This is a genomic window from Streptomyces sp. NPDC089424, assembly GCF_044749345.1.
Taxonomy (GTDB): Bacteria; Actinomycetota; Actinomycetes; order Streptomycetales; family Streptomycetaceae; genus Streptomyces.
In genome coordinates, this window is record NZ_JBIVHU010000003.1 from 924,741 (window position 1) to 940,244 (window position 15,504).

Sequence of the window (15,504 nt, forward strand, 5' to 3'; positions counted from 1 at the left end):
GCACGGATGCGTGATTGTGCGGGTGCGGGTGCGGGTGCGGGTGCGGGTGCGGGTGCGGTGGTCGGGGCGGGGTCAGGGTGAGGCGGGGCCCGTCGGGCCCGCCGCCAGTTCCCCTTCATCGGCGTCGTAAGCCCGGCGGGCGGCTTCCTGGTCCCGCAGCCGGTAGAAGTCCTGGAGCCAGGTGCGCGAGATCCGTCCGGAGTGCTTGCGCCAGTTGCCGAGGTCGTCCAGGAGCTGTGACCAGTCGACGTCCACACCCAGCGTGCGCAGGTACCCGACGGAGGCGGGAAGGTGCCGGTGCAGACCGTTGACGCTCTGGCGGGTGAGGAGATTGAGACGGCTCTCCGCTGTTCCCGCGCGCATCTCCTTCTCACGGCCCGGGCCTTCGGTGACGGCGACGGCGAACGCTGTGCCGAGACTGGCGCGCCGCCGCCACCGGGTGGGGGCCGCATCATCCTGCCCGATGGGCGGAGTCAGGTCCGGAACAGCCAGTGCACTGCGGGGCTGGGCCGCGATCATCGCCGCGACCGTGTAGTAGGCCCGCTCCACGTCTGCGGAGCGCTGCTCGGGCAGCCACGGCGCCACCAGTCGGTGCATCCGCCGTACCGAGTCGAGATCCTTGCCCAGCCCGCTGCGCAACGCACTGCGGGCACCGGCGTCTTCGCGGCAGACCTGCAGGACCCAGTTGGTGTACGCGCGCGAGCGGCCGGCCCGCGGTGTGCCGCCCTGCTGAGGGATCTGCCCGTCCACAGCCTCCGGGTCACGGGGGGCATCCGGTGCAGCCGGTCGGGTTGTGGTCGTCATACGGTGGGCTCCTTGGTCTGCGCGCCGGGGTCGGGTGATGCCGCCCGTTTCTTGGGGGTTCCGCCGTAGAGCTCGATGCGGGCCTGGGAGACGGCCTTCGCGCCGCGCAGGGTACGGGTGACGGGTTCGGTCACCGTGTCGTACGCCTCCTCGGCCAGGCGCAGGAACGCCCGACGGGTGGCGGTCGGGTCGAAGCCACCGTCGGAGACGTCACCGGTGCGGTCCAGAAGCCGGAAGCGTGCCCAGAACTCCGCTTCGGCACACGGCCAGTACCGGGCGCCCGCTTCTGCGGCCCAGGCCGCGCCGTCGGCTTTGGCGTCCCTGACGTACGCGGACCACGCACGTTTGACCGCGCGGTCGAGGCGGCGCCCGAACAGCTCGCCGCACTGCCGCAACCTGCCCACGGCGGGGACGGTTCGGGCGTCGTTGGCCTCGGCGAAGCCGAGGACGGCCGGGGTGCTCGCGTCGACGAACTGGGTGTCCTTGGCCTGCCCCTCCTGGTCGAATCCGAGCGCCCGGACCCGAAGGTCCTCAGAAACCTCGACCGCGCTGCGGAACACCCGAGGCTGTTGCGGATGGGCACTGCCCGCAGGCGGGTGCTGGAGCAGCAAGGCGTCCAGGTCGCGCCAGAGTGCGCGGCCGGCGTCGGCGGGGCGAGGGTACCGGTTGCCCTGCTGACTGACCTGCCAGATCAGGTAGTCGTCCTCCCGCGGCATCCGTTCGCCCCGGTAGGCCCAGGTGATGAACGCGTCCCGTGCATGTGTGCTGTCCTCATCCGGAATCAGGAGCAGCGCATGCTGGGAACGGCCGGTGTGCCGTGAGCGCGGCCCGCGGGACTCCCTGGGCGCACAGTCCGGATCCGGCAGAGCGTCCTGCTCCCACGGGCACAGGTCCTCCTTGCCGCGCACACTGTTCTCGGGCGGTACGAGGCCGGCGAGCAGGGTCTCGAACAGGCAATTGCCTTCGGGATGGTAGGAAAGGGCGGTCCGCAGCGGGCCAGCGGTGGCGCTCGCGCTCTTCACCCCGTTCACCTCGCGTGACGAACAGCGGCCGGAGGGGCCGTAGTAGTGCCACACCAGGAGACCGAGGAAGGCTTCGGCAGCGGTGGGCGGCTCAGCCGCTGTGTCCGAGTCATGCCGGAACCAGGAATGGTTGTTGCCCGACGGCCGGGTGACGACGAGCTTGTTGACGCCGGCAGTGTTAGCGGGGTCGCACTGGTCTGCCAGCCGGGGATCCTGCATCCACGGGCGACCGCGCAGGTCGAATAGGAAGAACCGATCCGCGTACGTGCTGAAGTACGCCTCGACCTCTTCGGCCGGAAGCCGACCGGAGTCGAGCACGTCCAGCCGGCGCTCGTCCCAGTCGCCTTCGGGACCCTGCTCCGTGAGTCCGGCCACCCGGGCAGTGAGCGCGTACAGGATACGGAGCAACGCTGCGTGCGCCGGTGCGTCGGCCACCGCGAGGCACTCGATCTCGTGGCTGCGCAGCAGGAGCTCTCGCAGCCCCACCCGGTCCGGGAACTCGCTGGGAGAAGAGGCTGAAATGCCCGGTTTCCAACGCACTGGGACGCACGGCTGGTCGATCAGATTGAACGTGCCTGTCGGCATGCTGTGTCCTGTCGTCATTCAGACAAGGCTGGGTAAGACGGGAGGCTGTGGACCCGCCCGCGTACGCCGTCGCTGTCCGCGCCATGCCGCCGGAAAGGTCCTTCGGGTCACGACGGGACGGTGACAACTCGGCTAGGGAAGCCCCTATTCGAACGTAGCGGAAATGTGTGGGCAAGGTGATTGAAACGTGAAGAGATCAAACGACTTCGAGGCCGACCTCGGACACCGAAAACGTGAAGCGCCCATAGCGGCTCCTCCACGCCTCGCCCCCGGCGTGACTCATGCGCAACAGAACGAGATCACGAAGCGAAGGATGCGTCCCCCACTTCGCCGGAACGCCTCCCCCTTTCTCGTCTCCGCGCAGCCACCGCCCCGGCACGGGTGCCACCCGCCGCGCGACATCGGCAAGCTCCGACACCCCGAGTCCGCCACGGCCCCCGACCGGGACCGGAACCTTGCCCTCGAGATCGAGCGACACCGCCCCATCCGCTTGTTCATACAGGCAGAGCACCCGCCCGGTATCGGCACCAAGCCGAGTCGTCAACAATTCCTCGGTCACCCCCGCATCCCGCACCGACAGCTTGCTGAGATCGCCCTTCACTTCCGCAGGTGCGCAGATACCGGCCCACGCCGCCAGATGCCGCTCGGCCGCCTCTCCCGCCATCCGCTCCTCGTCCAGTCGGGTCAACTCCTCACGAGCCGCACCCTCCAGCCGGTCGACGAATCCCTCCTCATACACCTCGTCCACCAGCCGCTGCACGCCACCGGGGACCGCGACGCCTTCCCGGGCGCACTCCGCCAGAATCACCGAGGTCCGCCGGAGCAGACCCGCGTCGTAGACCGCCCCCCATGAGCGAGGAACACCCCCATCGGCCGCGGTCAGCGGATCAAGCACCACCAACTCCGGCTCGTCCTCCCGCACCGCCCACCCCGGGCGGCCGAGCGGACCCCGTTTATGTCGGCGCCCGCGTCCAGCGCGCTGCAACAGCTGCGCCAACGGCGCCAGATCGCTCACCACGAGGTCGAAATCGAGGTCAAGTGACTGCTCTACCACCTGAGTCGCCACCAGGATCGATGCCGGACGAACCTGAACCTCGTCCTCTCCGGGCCCGGGCTTGCCGTAAGCGGTCTCGCAAGCGTTCGTAATGGATGCCCGCACGTCCGCGGGGAACCGAGAATGCAGCAACCGCACCCCACCGGGGCGCACCGCGAGCTCGGGAAACGCCGCCCGCACATCCCTGAATGTCTGCTGCGCCTCGGCGACCGTCGTGCAGCACACCAACGCCGTACCGCCCTCCGCCGCTACGCGCGCCAGAACCTCCCGCAGCGCTGCGCGCCTGCCGCCTGCCCGAACCGGCGCGTCCGCGGATTCCGCCGCGTCCCACACCACCGGTCGGCGTGACACCTTCAACGTCCGGGCTCGGTTGCTCGCCGTACTTCGTGTAGCGGCGACCTCGCCCGAAGCCCCACTGGCGAACAGCCAGCCCGGATAACGCGGGACCACACGGGACGACTCGGTGAACCCGGCACCACGCCGGTACGCATCGACCAGCGAGCCGGCCGAGCGGCCCGTCAACGTGGCCGACAACAGCACGACCGGGGCCCCCATCACACCCAGCCACTCCAGCAGCCGTACAAGGAGCTGATGCATCCACGGACCGTAGGCGTGCGCCTCATCAACGACGAACACCTTGTCCGACAACCCGAGCAGCCGCAACACGTTGTACCGCAGAGGCAGCACAGCACCCAAAGCTTGATCGATCGTGCCCACACCCAACGGTGCGAGCAACCCGCGCTTGGGCCCGCGAAGCCAACCATCCGCCTCAACTGCGGTACCTCTCTCCGCACTCACAGAACTCGCACTGAACGGCAGATCGAACGACGCAGACCCGTCCGCGTCTGCGCTGCTCGCCGTACTCAGCCACGCCATCGAGTGCAACAGCATCAACGCGCGCTCCCCGGACATGGCCTGAGCAGCGAACGCCGCGACGCGCGGCAGCATCGCGTCCGCCGTCCCCATGGTCGGCAGCGCGAAATACACCCCCCGGGAACCCACCGCTCGTCCGAGCAGCGAGGCCGCGTACAGCGCCGCTTCCGTCTTCCCATCACCCGTCGGAGCCGTCACCAGAATCAACCCCGGCCCATGCTCGCTGACCATCCGAGGGAGATGCTCCGCAAGATCTCGCTGCAGGCTGTTGGGAGCGAAGGGGAACATCGCACCGAACTCCTCGGCAGAGAAGCGCGCCCGGCCCAGACGAGCCTCCCGCACCAATGCCGGCGCGGAGTCCACCGCCAGTCGCCAGTGAGCATCCACTTCTGCCGCCGTCCCCGCCCAGCCAGGGCGGGGGAGACGCGACACGATGGCGGATGTTTGGCTCGCCAACCAGTCCGCCACCACGACCAGACCAGCCACCACCACTGCCAGACCCGCCGGCAGGCCACGCGAAGGCACCACGAACGCGCCCATAGCCCGCCGAAGCTCCTCGAAGTGCACCTGCCGCTGTTCTGCCCAACCCTTCTTACCCAGACCAGGGTTGTAATCGCTCGCCTGCGCCACCTGCTTCGCCTGCAATACCGCTCCGAAAAGCCCGTGATGCCCACCCAGCAACTGTGCAACCTGATGACCCACGGACTTGCGGAGCAGACGTACGTCGCCGGGATAGCCGGCACGCTCCAGCAGTTCAAACAGAGACCAATGGGATGCGATCTCGTGGCGGAAGCTTCTCTCCGCCTCTGCGCCAGGCGCGCTGACGTACGCGGGGTCGTCTCGAATCGGCTCGAAGCAGGCCGGTACCTGAGCCTGGAACGTGGGAGTGATCTTTCCGATGTCATGCAACCCTGCCCAGAAGGAGACCAGCGTGCGCGCCTCCGTGACGCTCAGGCCGAGCGCTTCGGCGATGTCCTCCCGAACCCTGTCGCTCAGAACGACATCCCACAGAGACCCGAACACAGCGCCGGTGTCGAGAAGATGACAGATCGCCGGATACGGCCGCGGCAGCCCGTGCTCCTTCCCCCACATACGAACGTCCAGTGCGTAATCCCCGGACGTGGTCGGCCCGTTGTGCTTCACCATGCGCTCAGAGATAGCACCCCCCACTGACAACGGTCCCGCAAAGCCTGATCTGCCTGCGCCATGAGGGCTGGGGCATACACTCTCTGCGCGCAGCGACGACGAATCGAGATGCATGTACGACGAGACCTGGCAAAGGAATTGCAAAGGCGTCGGATAAGGGCAGGTCGCAAAGGTCCTCTCCGCGCGAGCGGAGGTGAGCCGCCCGCGGCGGTGTAGGCCTGGCTCGCCACGGAGTCCTCTCCGCGCGAGCGGAGGTGAGCCGCTCCCCATCAGGCCCACATGAGGCGGGGCGTCGTCCTCTCCGCGCGAGCGGAGGTGAGCCGTGCATGATCTGCGCGGGCAGCGAGGCCAGCGCGTCCTCTCCGCGCGAGCGGAGGTGAGCCGGACGTGCATCCTGACCGCGCGCCCCATGAAGAGTCCTCTCCGCGCGAGCGGAGGTGAGCCGAGCTTGGTGAACGCCTCGATCACCTTCGGGGTGTCCTCTCCGCGCGAGCGGAGGTGAGCCGTCCGGGATCTCACCGCGGCCGCGGCAAAGACGGTCCTCTCCGCGCGAGCGGAGGTGAGCCGGCTCAGCACCGAGGAGCGTGGGCGGCTGCTCAGTCCTCTCCGCGCGAGCGGAGGTGAGCCGCACGAACGCCCTCCGACTCAGACGAAGTGAGTGTCCTCTCCGCGCGAGCGGAGGTGAGCCGACCCTCCGGGGCCTGCGTGCCGACCTGAAGGCGTCCTCTCCGCGCGAGCGGAGGTGAGCCGCCCTTGCTCCAGCGCTGGGCCTGGCTGTACTGGTCCTCTCCGCGCGAGCGGAGGTGAGCCGTCTTCGGGGTGGGCTCGGGCGTGCGCGGTTGGGTCCTCTCCGCGCGAGCGGAGGTGAGCCGCCGTCCACGACTGGCAGGTCCCGCAGGTCGCCGTCCTCTCCGCGCGAGCGGAGGTGAGCCGTCGGCGTAGTACTGCGCGGACGCCGCGGTGACGTCATCTCCGCGCGAGCGGAGGTGAGCCGGCGCTACGACGACTCCGCTGCGCGATCACCTGGTTCTCTCCGCGCGAGTGGAGGTGAGCCGCCGTAGTTGTCGGTCGTCTTGCCCGGCGTGATGTCCTCTCCGCGCGAGCGGAGGTGAGCCGCGGTCGGTTCGAAGGTGTAAGCGAGATAGATCGTCCTCTCCGCGCGAGCGGAGGTGAGCCGCCGGTGAACAAGCAGGCGCTGTACTGGCCGGGGTCCTCTCCGCGCGAGCGGAGGTGAGCCGCTGGAGCAGGGGGTCAGGGTGCGGTTCCTGCTGTCCTCTCCGCGCGAGCGGAGGTGAGCCGTTGTTCCCGCCCGGCGTCTTCCTGTCGCCCCGGTCCTCTCCGCGCGAGCGGAGGTGAGCCGAGCCTCCTTGGCCCCCGATCAGGCGAGGGGGAGTCCTCTCCGCGCGAGCGGAGTTGAACCGCCAAACTGTCCGTTCGCGTCTTCCCCGAGTAGTACGGGCGGTCGGCGGCGATGCGGTCGATAGGCAGCACGGTGCCGTCGAGGATCACGTACGCCTTTTGCCGCACGGTCTCTATGACCTGTTCCAGCGTGGCGCAAGGGCGGCCAGAAGGTCGACTGCCTCGCGTATGTAGCGGTAAGCCGTGGCGATCCCGATGCGGAAGCCTGCTGCGAGGCGCGCGTAGGTGTCGCCGCAGCGCAGGTGAGCCATGACGAGTTGGGCCTGCTGGCCGCAGGTCAGGCGACGCCAGCGGGAACCGATGCGGCGGCGGTGACCTGCGAGAAGACCGGAGCGGTGGCGCAGGGTGCGGCTGGACAGATCGACGGCGGACGGCGGGGCGCACCCATGTCTGGGTCAGGCGGCGGTCGTCCAGCATTCGCAGGGGCAGGAGTCCACCCACTGCTCCAGCAGCGTCGCCCACTGCTCGGAACGCTCGGGGCTGGCTGGCTGGTCCATCAGGTTGCGGATGGCGTCGTTGAGGTGGTCCCGCGCAGGGCAGCACACAATGCCCGCAGATCGGGGAGGGTTGGGCATACCCCCACGGTACGGGCAGGCACTGACACCGACTGCACGATGATCAGGGGGTAGCGAGCGGATCCCGTTGCAGGTCGCGGACCATGCAGTCGTACATGGGTGCGTCCTCCCATGGGTGGGAGATGCCGAGGCGGCGGTATCCCCACGCCTCATAGGCCAGGCGTGCCGGTGCCGCTTCGGGCTCAGGCCGTACGGTCAGGGTGACCCGCTCCGCGTGGACGCCATCTAGGAGGAGGCGGTGCAGCGTGGCGGCGACTCGGCGGCGGCGCCACGCCCGGCGGACGGCCAGTTCGATGATCGCGAATGTGCGCCGGCCGTCCTCGCGCGCCTCGTCAGGCGGGAGCTGCACGTCCTGGAGATTGCTCCACCACCGGGTGTCCGGGGCGAGGTAATAGCCGTACGTGAAGCCGACAACCTCTTGTCCGGCGTGGGCGAGGACCAGGCGCATGCCGGGGCGTTTGGCCTGGACGGCGTAGTGCTCGATGAAGTCGGCGACGTCCCGGGGCCCCTCCAGGTAGGGCGGTTCTGCGTAGATCTCCTCGTACGCCGGGAGGAACGCGTCAAGGGCGTCGGCGGAGTCCGGGCCCTCGTGTCGGGTGTAGGTCACCTCGGGCGTCATGCTGCTCTCCTGTCCTGCACGTATTCCGTCAGCTCCTCCGCGGCCTGGCGGGCCGAGATGGCGTCGACGTCGCCGAGGAGGTCAACGACCTCGGTCAAGCGGCGCAGTACTCGACCGGACTCGACCTCTTCCAGGTGGCCCAGGCTTTCGGTGGCCTGGGCGGCGCCCTCGTCGACCTCGCCGCAGCTCACCAGGCTCCGGGCCAGGGTGAGACGGTACAGGGCGCGGTTGCGGCCGTAGGTGCGGTCCTGGTGAGCGAGGGCGGCGCGCAGGAACGCGACGGAGCGGTCGTGGTGGCCGGTCTCTGTGTAGAACAGGCCCTGGGCGTAGTCCAGCTCGGCGGGGCCGTGGAAGGCCGCCCAGTCCGGGGAGGGGCGCCCATGGTCTGCTCGTTCCGCCAGGCGCATGGACTCCGCGAGGCGTTGGCGGGCCGCGGAGTGGTCTCGCATGAGAGACAGGGCCCGGGCCTCACGGGAGGCGATGAGGGACTGGAGGACGGGCGAGCCGTAGCGGGAGGCCCGTTCCTGGGCGGCGCGGGCCAAGTCGTAGCCGTCGCGGGGGCGTCCGGTGTAGCTGGCCTGCATGCTCAGGGAGGCGAGCACGAGGATTTCCAGTGAGGTCTCCCGGACCACCGTGGCGGTGGTCAGGGCGTCTCCCCAGTAGGCGGTGGCCGCGTCCTGTTGGTCGGCGTCGTAGTGCAGCCAGGCGCAGTGCTCGGCGGTCTCGCCGGCGAGGAGGCGCAGTTGCCGGCCGATGGTTTCCGGGTAGTCCCGGGAGTTGATGACGCGGCGGACGCGGCGCAGGTGTTTGACGGCGAGCGAGAGGACGTCGCCGCCGCCGTAAGCGTCGTCCAGGTGGTACAGGGACCTGAGGCCCTCGCGTAGCTCCAGCACGTGGGCGGTGCCGACGGCGCCTGAACTGCTCGGAGGCGTGATGGTGGTCTCTCGGTGAGGCAGGGTGACGCCGGCGGCGGCGCCGATGGAGTCGGAGAGAAAAGCCCGTCGGTGCACACTGGTGCCTTCCTGTGCGAGGGGCGTTGCTCCTCTCACGGTGACACCGGCAGGGGGGTTGAGGAAACCAAGCTCTTTCGGGTCTACGCCGAACATTGCATGGAGGACTCGCCATGTTTGGGCCCTCGGGCTCGGGGGCGGCACCTCGTTCTTCCAGCGGCGGACGTGACGAGGAGTCACGGTTACCGGGTCGCCCACGAGGCTGGCGGTCGCGTCAAAGGCCTGAACGAAGCGGCCTGTTGTGTCCCAGCCCTGGGCGATGCACGCCTGCTCGAACAGCGTCGGTTCTTCGACCACGTCGTAACTCCACTCGTCCGCCCGTCTACTGACCGTAGCCGGTTGGGCGGAACGGCGATGTCCCCTCGCACGAGAATGTCCGCCTGAATGTCCGCCCGGATGTCCGTGCGGCGGCGTTGCACGGCTGTTGGCTTGTAGGGCGGGCCCCATGGACCCGCCTCCGTAAATGCACGACAGCCGCTTGGGGGCGTCAGCATGGCGAGCATCACCACCCACGGGACCGAGACGGTGGAACGGCTACGGCCGTCCTGGCGTCCGGTCGCCTCCAGTACCGGAGATCCGGCCTACAGCGGCGTGCTGCAGAGGGACGACCAAGCCGCCGAGGACGCGCGGAGGATGTTGGACACGGTGCTGGCCGTCTGGCGCTTAGAGCACCTCGGGGATGACCTGAAGCTGATCGCTTCGGAACTGGCGAGCAACGCGGCCCGGCACACCAGGGGCACCGTGGTGCGGCTGACGGTGACCCGTACGGCTCGCCATCGGGTTCGGGTGGCGATCACGGACAAGAGCCGGGAGGTGCCGCAGCTCGAGGTCGGGGATCCGCTGGCCGAGACCGGCAGGGGGCTGCAACTGGTCGACGCGCTGTCCAGCAACTGGGGCGTCATCCCGCTGCCCTGGGGCAAGCAGGTGTGGGCGGAGGTGACCGCACCATGACGACCGCCGCCGCGTTGCGGCCGCCGTACCTGCCGCGCGAGGACGTGCGCCTGGACCTCGTCGCCGTCGACAGCACATGGAACGCGGTCAGCGTGCCCGCCACGTGGGGGCACCTGGTGCTGGACGTCCTGGCCGACCGCTCCGGGCCCGTCCTGGAGGACGACGCCAGCGGCCACCTGCTGTGGGTCATCCCGCCCGGAGCCGCGGACCGCTGGCCCGACGCCCGGGCGGCCGGCGTGCAGGTCCACCGCGAAGGGGACGAGCTGCTGGTGTGCGGTCTGGAGGGGTACCGCGCCGGGATGCGCTGGCTGCGCGTGCCCACAACCCGCAAGTGGGACACGGACACTCGGCTGCTGCTCCCGGCCCTGGAATGGGTGCTCGGCCCCCTCGCTGAAGCGCAGGCGATACAGGTATGCGTCTCCTGCGGCAGCCCGACCCGGGACGGCCACCTCCTCGCCCGCAGCGTCGGTATCGCTGGGCCCGGCTGGGAGGTACGCGCCTGCCACACCTGCTGGCGCGAGATCGCCCGCGGCGGCCCCGGCCGCCACCTCCGTGTGGCGAAGGCAGGCCCCCAGTGAAACCCCGCACGGAAGTGGTCGTGTGCGCGGTCGCCCTCGTAGCGCTGCTCTCGGCGCTCGTGCTGGCCGCCGCCACGTGACCACCTGAGCACCCGCCAGGGGCCGGTAGCGGCAGCTGACCGGCTCCCCAAGCCCGGACCCGCTCCCCGCGTGGTCCCCGGCCCCGAGCGAGCCAGCGTTCCGGCCGACCCTCCGTGGGGGAGTGACGGCGGCCGGGACACCGGCCCCGGCCGCCACCGACATGGCGGCCGGGGACCAACCACCAAGTTCACCCACGACCGCTCCGCTTGGAGTCCACATGCATGACGTAATCGCCAGCCCTTTCCTGGAGCAGTACGTGCTCGTGCGGCCAGGAAGCCGCGGGGGCGCTCTCCTGCCGGAGGCCCGCTACGAGGAGCTGCGCGCCTTCGACCCAGCAGAACCTGCCCCGCCCTGGCTCGTGGAGGCAGTCCGCGAGCAGTGGGACGACCTGGACATCACCGGCCGGATCCTCGCGGACTTCCTGCTGGTGCGCCGACCCTCCCAGTGGGGGTACGGCAAGGCGAGCTACGAGATCAACCTCGGCTGTAACTACAACTGCAAGCACTGCTACCTGGGGCTCAAGGTGCAGTCGGGAATGCCGTGGGAGGACAAGCGGCGCTGCCTGGACATCATGGGCGAGGCCGGTGTGCTGTTCCTCCAGATGACCGGCGGCGAGCCCACCATCGACCGGGACTTTTTGCGCGCTTACCGGCATGCGTGGCAGCTCGGCATGATGATCACCGTTTCGACGAACGCCTCGCTGCTGTGGCGTGAGAACCTGCTCCGCACCTTCAAGGAATGCCCGCCGTACCGGGTGACGGTCTCCATGTACGGGGCGACCAAGGCCAGTTACGACGAGCTGACGCAGCGCGCCGGAGCCTGGGACCAGTTCGTACAGGGCATGAACGCCGCCCGGCACGCCCGCCTGCCTCTCCGGATGAGCATCGTTGTCACCGATGACAACGGCCACGAGGAACAGGCCATGGTCGACCTGTGCAAGACGTGGGGCGTCGAGTACGAGGTCTTCACGAACATGACGCCCACCATCTACGGGGGCGGCGAGGTACTCACCGCACAGTCAAAGGGGCACCTGCGGCTGCGCAAGGCATTCACCGGCTGCAACGCCGGACACACCTTCTTCCACATGGACCCGCACGGCCTGGTGTCCATCTGCAAGATCGGCCGCGACGACCAGATCAGCCTCCCCCATGAGGGGATCCAGGGCCTAGCCCGGCTGGGAGAAATCGCGGACCGCCTCATGCTTCGCACCGGAGGCTGCTCAGGCTGCACGCTCTCCGGTTCCTGCCGCGTATGCAGGCCCCTGGCCAAGCACTACCAGGAGGCGAAGGCCCCGCTGGCGGCTTACTGCCAGCACGGACAGAAGAAAGCAGGCTGAATCAGATGACCGCTGTAGCAGTCGAGATCTCGCCGAGGCGTCCCCTGCCGGACGACGGCCCCGACCGTGAGCTGCCGTACTTCACGCGGCCGGTCCTTCCTGCGGCCCAGCCGGTGACTCAGGTTCTCTCGGTCGCCGACATGGACACCGTCATGGACAGCGCCAAGTGCTCCTGCGCTGCCGGTGACGACAACCCCCACTAGGACGGCCGGCGCCTGAGCCGGTCACGACACGCAGGCCCCGGCGACTCGACGCGCCGGGGCCTGCGGCTGTGAGAGGAGACGACTAGCGTGCGGGCCATGCACTTTCGCTGGGGCTGGATCGAACCTGTGATGCCTGTGCCATACGTCCCGACCCTCGGCCCGCACCGCCCGGAGGATCCCCTCCCGGAGCTGTTCGAGGCCGTCGTGGCGGAGGCCGGAACCGGGCGCTTCCTGCCGCACGACAAGGACCGCCGTTGGTCGGACACCAAGACCGAGCACGTCCTGGTCGACGCCATCGAGCACGACCGGGAGCTGACCCTGATCCCCACGCTCATCGACCGCGGCGCCGGCACCGTGAAGGTCCACGTGTACGGCGCAGTCCCGGGCGGTCTGTCGGCAGGCGCGGACCTTGCCCGGAGACTCGCGCCGCTCCACGGCGCAGCCACGGCCCGTGTCGTGTGGTTCCTCGCCCCGGACCAGCCCGAGGAGCACGCGCGAGGAGTAGGGACCCGGGTCCAACTCAAGGAGTTCGCCGACGGACCTGGTCGGGCAGCGACCCTAGCGGTCCATGAGGCTCAGAAACTCGGCGACGACGCAGGATTCGAGGCCTTCGCACGGGAGATGGCTGCCGACGGGTTCGCCTTCGTCCACGAACAGATGCAGAGCGGGACCATCGGCCCCGTTCTGACCGTGCAGCACGAAGGACGCGTTGCTGGCGCCATCGGTCCCATGGAGATCATGATCGACGCCAGCGGGGCACCACGCCTGCTACCGCAGTACTTTGGCGTCCTACCGCAGTACCGGGGCTACGGCTACGGACGGGCCCTCTGGCGCGCAGCCATGCACTGGGGGCACCAGCACGGCGCGGTCTACCAGTTGCTGCAGACACAAGTTGCCGGAGCCTCAGACCGGTTGTGTGCGGCCGAAGGTCTGGCGTCGCTTGGGTACGTCAATCAGAAGGTCGTGTGACTTCCCACCAGGAACGTGCCCGCCACATCACGGGATCCCATCCACAGGGCGGAAGCCCCTCCCACAGACCGGTGTTACCGAGCGAAGGTGATCTTCACTGGCACATTCGGGCAGTCTGCAGTGCCCTCGTCGAGAATGTCGCGCTCCACTTCGTCGACAGCGAGCTGCCAACGCATCTTGGTGGCGACCCAGTCGGTGAGGTACTGGCAGCGGTACGCCTCGTGCGGGGGCAGCCACTGGGCGGGGTCCTGGTCGGCCTTTGAGCGGTTGCTGCGCGCGCTGACCGCGATCAGCGACCGGTCGTCCCCAAGATCGTTGGCGTAGTCCTCGCGCTCCTTCGCCGCCCAGGCAAAGGCTCCGGAGTCCCAGGCTTCCGCGAGTGGAACCAGGTGGTCGATGTCCAGGCCACCCGGGGCACCGATGTAGACGTTGTCGTACGGGGAGTACCACTCGCCGCCACTCAGCTTGCAGCCCGCGGCCTGCTCCGGCGTGAGGAACGCCTCCGCCTTCAGCACCTCGTTGCGAGTCGAACAACCGTCCCGATCGGCGTCCACCCAGTGCTTGAACGAGGTCCGCTGGTACCCGGCCCGCTCCTCCTCGGCTACCGGCAGCACCTGGACGGCGTCGTGCAGCGGCATGGCCAGCGTGCCGCCCGGCTCACCGATCGGACCGACGGCGTGGGTGGGCGTGACAAGAGCCACAACAGCGGCGGTTGCGGCAGCGAGAGAGACCAGGATGCGCACGGCAGTCCCTTCAGGAAGATCCGAACTGAACGTGATCTTCGTAGCGGTACAGCATCCGGGCAGGCTGGCGATCGCAGCAGGATTCACTCCTGGGCGCGGTAAGTCACACCGGCAAGGGGCCGTCACGGCCCATAGGTTGCGTCGCGAAGCGCCTAGGAATTTATCCGGGCGATCATGTGGCTGTTCTGCGCGACTGCCAGGTTTGGGCTGAGTCCCCGCAGAGGACACGGTCTTGCGGTTCGTCACGTGGTGCGGGGGCGTGTCCTGGGTGACCGCGCTCCCCGGCTGTCCGCTTTGCAGGCCGCTAGCAGTTGCCGATATTCGATGATCTGACGCGGTGCCGGCGGCGAAGCAGCTTCAGCGCTGGGTCCTTGTTGGACGACAACGTCAAGAAGCAAGCCTGCGAGCCGTGCGCCGCCGGTGGGCTGCTAAGTCCATCTGCGTCGAACTCAGGGCCGCCCCCAAGCGCCTAGAACGGGGTGCCCGCCGGTAGAGGGCACGCAGGGCCTTGTGCCTCAAGAACGATCGCGCCCATTATGTCAACGGCTTTGTCGCTAGCCTCAGTTGGGAGTCAACTTGATCAAGGAAAAGGTTGTCAAGCTGGGCCGGAGATCCGCCACCACGTTGGCGGTCGCCTCTCTCGTGCTACTCGGCTCGGTGTCGACTGCCCACGCGGGCGGTTCGTGCGATATCACGGGCTGCTCCGAGTTCACCAACGGCAGCCACCTCGGAGTGCTGGCCGTCCAGAACTGGACCTGTTCAACCGGAACGACGGCTACCGCCAGCTCAGGCTGCGTGAGCCTGACCACCACGAAGTGGATCTACCCAACCGAGCGGACTCCGAGCCGGCAGGACTGGGACGCCTTCCGGGTCGACGCGGGCTACTGCTACAAGGTCGAGTTCCTGAACGAGTTCCCGCTTCTGACCAAGAGGTGGACCATGACCTACGACCGGTCCAACTCCAGCACGCCGGTCTACGTCAAGATCGAAAACCCGTCGCAGGCGTACATCCTTGCGCAGAAAGCCGGGTCCTGCCCGTAAGCGATGGGCCGGCAATCACAAGTCCCACCCGGTTCGTGACCAGATTCATCGACGACCAGGACTGCCTGGTCCGTGGCATGTCCGGCCGATCATGGCCCGAACCGTGGGGGGATCGCTGCCGCGGTGACGATGCAGGGGAGTACATGGGCCCCGAACGGTCAACGAAGCCCTTCCGGTGTTGGTGCTAGCGGGCCCCCTCTACGGCGATGGTCCAGGCCGGGCATTACTTTCGGTCACATCGCGGAGCCGTTCGTCATTCACGGTGACAGCGGTCCCCCGAGGTCAGAGTACGTCGGTGCCCCGTGTTCCCGCGGGAACACGGGGGTCGGCCGAGACGGGCTGAGGCGGGCCAAGACGGGCTGAGACGGCCTGAAGTGGCCGCCATTCCCCCAGGTTGGAGAGAAATAGCAGGTCAGGTCGGGTGAAGAGGGCCCACTGTGCGGGGGCTCCGGCCGTCGTCGTGCGTGGCGTGCACGGGCGGCGCCGGGCCGGTTC

At 68.7% G+C, this 15,504-nt stretch carries 13 protein-coding genes and 1 CRISPR repeat array; of the genes, 6 read left to right on the plus strand and 7 right to left on the minus strand.

Going from position 1 to position 15,504, the window contains the following annotated elements:
* Positions 1 to 72: 72 nt before the first annotated feature.
* From ACIP2X_RS19390 to ACIP2X_RS19415, 6 genes are all read right to left on the minus strand, one after another.
* Positions 73 to 804, minus strand: coding sequence for a type I-E CRISPR-associated protein Cse2/CasB (locus ACIP2X_RS19390; RefSeq protein ID WP_401674335.1), 732 nt, complete (start codon positions 802 to 804; stop codon positions 73 to 75).
* Positions 801 to 2,411: a type I-E CRISPR-associated protein Cse1/CasA gene (casA, locus tag ACIP2X_RS19395; protein ID WP_401674337.1), complete on the minus strand. Its 1,611-nt coding sequence runs from the start codon at positions 2,409 to 2,411 to the stop codon at positions 801 to 803. Before casA ends, ACIP2X_RS19390 begins: the two co-directional genes overlap by 4 nt.
* Positions 2,412 to 2,607: 196 nt before the next feature.
* Positions 2,608 to 5,484 carry a CRISPR-associated helicase Cas3' gene (gene cas3, locus ACIP2X_RS19400; RefSeq protein ID WP_401674341.1) on the minus strand — a complete coding sequence of 959 codons (2,877 nt, stop codon included), beginning with the start codon at positions 5,482 to 5,484 and terminating at the stop codon, positions 2,608 to 2,610.
* A 172-nt stretch (positions 5,485 to 5,656) separates the two neighbouring features.
* Positions 5,657 to 6,905: a CRISPR direct-repeat array (repeat unit 29 nt; unit sequence GTCCTCTCCGCGCGAGCGGAGGTGAGCCG).
* A gap of 111 nt (positions 6,906 to 7,016) precedes the next feature.
* Positions 7,017 to 7,154: a transposase family protein gene (locus tag ACIP2X_RS19405; protein WP_401674343.1), complete on the minus strand. Its 138-nt coding sequence runs from the start codon at positions 7,152 to 7,154 to the stop codon at positions 7,017 to 7,019.
* A gap of 367 nt (positions 7,155 to 7,521) precedes the next feature.
* Positions 7,522 to 8,097 carry a GNAT family N-acetyltransferase gene (locus ACIP2X_RS19410; protein ID WP_401674345.1) on the minus strand — a complete coding sequence of 192 codons (576 nt, stop codon included), beginning with the start codon at positions 8,095 to 8,097 and terminating at the stop codon, positions 7,522 to 7,524.
* Positions 8,094 to 9,107, minus strand: coding sequence for a hypothetical protein (locus ACIP2X_RS19415; protein ID WP_401674347.1), 1,014 nt, complete (start codon positions 9,105 to 9,107; stop codon positions 8,094 to 8,096). The genes ACIP2X_RS19410 and ACIP2X_RS19415 overlap by 4 nt, the downstream gene beginning before the upstream one ends.
* 492 nt (positions 9,108 to 9,599) lie before the next feature.
* Between ACIP2X_RS19415 and ACIP2X_RS19420 the strand changes: the two genes are divergently transcribed.
* The 5 genes from ACIP2X_RS19420 to ACIP2X_RS19440 all read left to right on the plus strand — a co-directional run bounded on the left by ACIP2X_RS19420 (position 9,600) and on the right by ACIP2X_RS19440 (position 13,225).
* On the plus strand, positions 9,600 to 10,058 hold the full coding sequence (locus ACIP2X_RS19420; protein ID WP_401674350.1) for an ATP-binding protein: 459 nt from the start codon (positions 9,600 to 9,602) through the stop codon (positions 10,056 to 10,058).
* Positions 10,055 to 10,636, plus strand: a complete 582-nt coding sequence (locus ACIP2X_RS19425; RefSeq protein WP_401674352.1) for a hypothetical protein — start codon at positions 10,055 to 10,057, stop codon at positions 10,634 to 10,636. Before ACIP2X_RS19420 ends, ACIP2X_RS19425 begins: the two co-directional genes overlap by 4 nt.
* A 298-nt stretch (positions 10,637 to 10,934) precedes the next feature.
* Positions 10,935 to 12,053: a radical SAM protein gene (locus tag ACIP2X_RS19430; RefSeq protein WP_401674355.1), complete on the plus strand. Its 1,119-nt coding sequence runs from the start codon at positions 10,935 to 10,937 to the stop codon at positions 12,051 to 12,053.
* 5 nt (positions 12,054 to 12,058) lie between these two features.
* Positions 12,059 to 12,256, plus strand: a complete 198-nt coding sequence (locus tag ACIP2X_RS19435) for a hypothetical protein (RefSeq protein ID WP_401674359.1) — start codon at positions 12,059 to 12,061, stop codon at positions 12,254 to 12,256.
* Positions 12,257 to 12,352: 96 nt separating this feature from the next.
* Complete coding sequence (locus ACIP2X_RS19440) at positions 12,353 to 13,225, plus strand: GNAT family N-acetyltransferase (protein ID WP_401674362.1); 873 nt, start codon at positions 12,353 to 12,355, stop codon at positions 13,223 to 13,225.
* A 74-nt stretch (positions 13,226 to 13,299) separates the two neighbouring features.
* On the opposite strand, the gene ACIP2X_RS19445 is transcribed toward ACIP2X_RS19440, so the two are convergent.
* On the minus strand, positions 13,300 to 13,959 hold the full coding sequence (locus ACIP2X_RS19445) for an HNH endonuclease family protein (protein ID WP_401674510.1): 660 nt from the start codon (positions 13,957 to 13,959) through the stop codon (positions 13,300 to 13,302).
* Positions 13,960 to 14,544: 585 nt separating this feature from the next.
* Between ACIP2X_RS19445 and ACIP2X_RS19450 the strand changes: the two genes are divergently transcribed.
* Entirely contained in the window at positions 14,545 to 15,009 is a 465-nt protein-coding gene (locus ACIP2X_RS19450; protein ID WP_401674365.1) for a hypothetical protein, read from the plus strand.
* Positions 15,010 to 15,504: the final 495 nt, after the last annotated feature.

Coding starts and splice junctions, on each gene's coding strand:
- ACIP2X_RS19390 (WP_401674335.1), bottom strand. CDS start 804: ATGACGACCACAACCCGACCGGCTGCACCGGATGCCCCCCGTGACCCG.
- casA (WP_401674337.1), bottom strand. CDS start 2,411: ATGCCGACAGGCACGTTCAATCTGATCGACCAGCCGTGCGTCCCAGTG.
- cas3 (WP_401674341.1), bottom strand. CDS start 5,484: ATGGTGAAGCACAACGGGCCGACCACGTCCGGGGATTACGCACTGGAC.
- ACIP2X_RS19405 (WP_401674343.1), bottom strand. CDS start 7,154: ATGGCTCACCTGCGCTGCGGCGACACCTACGCGCGCCTCGCAGCAGGC.
- ACIP2X_RS19410 (WP_401674345.1), bottom strand. CDS start 8,097: ATGACGCCCGAGGTGACCTACACCCGACACGAGGGCCCGGACTCCGCC.
- ACIP2X_RS19420 (WP_401674350.1), top strand. CDS start 9,600: ATGGCGAGCATCACCACCCACGGGACCGAGACGGTGGAACGGCTACGG.
- ACIP2X_RS19425 (WP_401674352.1), top strand. CDS start 10,055: ATGACGACCGCCGCCGCGTTGCGGCCGCCGTACCTGCCGCGCGAGGAC.
- ACIP2X_RS19430 (WP_401674355.1), top strand. CDS start 10,935: ATGCATGACGTAATCGCCAGCCCTTTCCTGGAGCAGTACGTGCTCGTG.
- ACIP2X_RS19435 (WP_401674359.1), top strand. CDS start 12,059: ATGACCGCTGTAGCAGTCGAGATCTCGCCGAGGCGTCCCCTGCCGGAC.
- ACIP2X_RS19440 (WP_401674362.1), top strand. CDS start 12,353: ATGCACTTTCGCTGGGGCTGGATCGAACCTGTGATGCCTGTGCCATAC.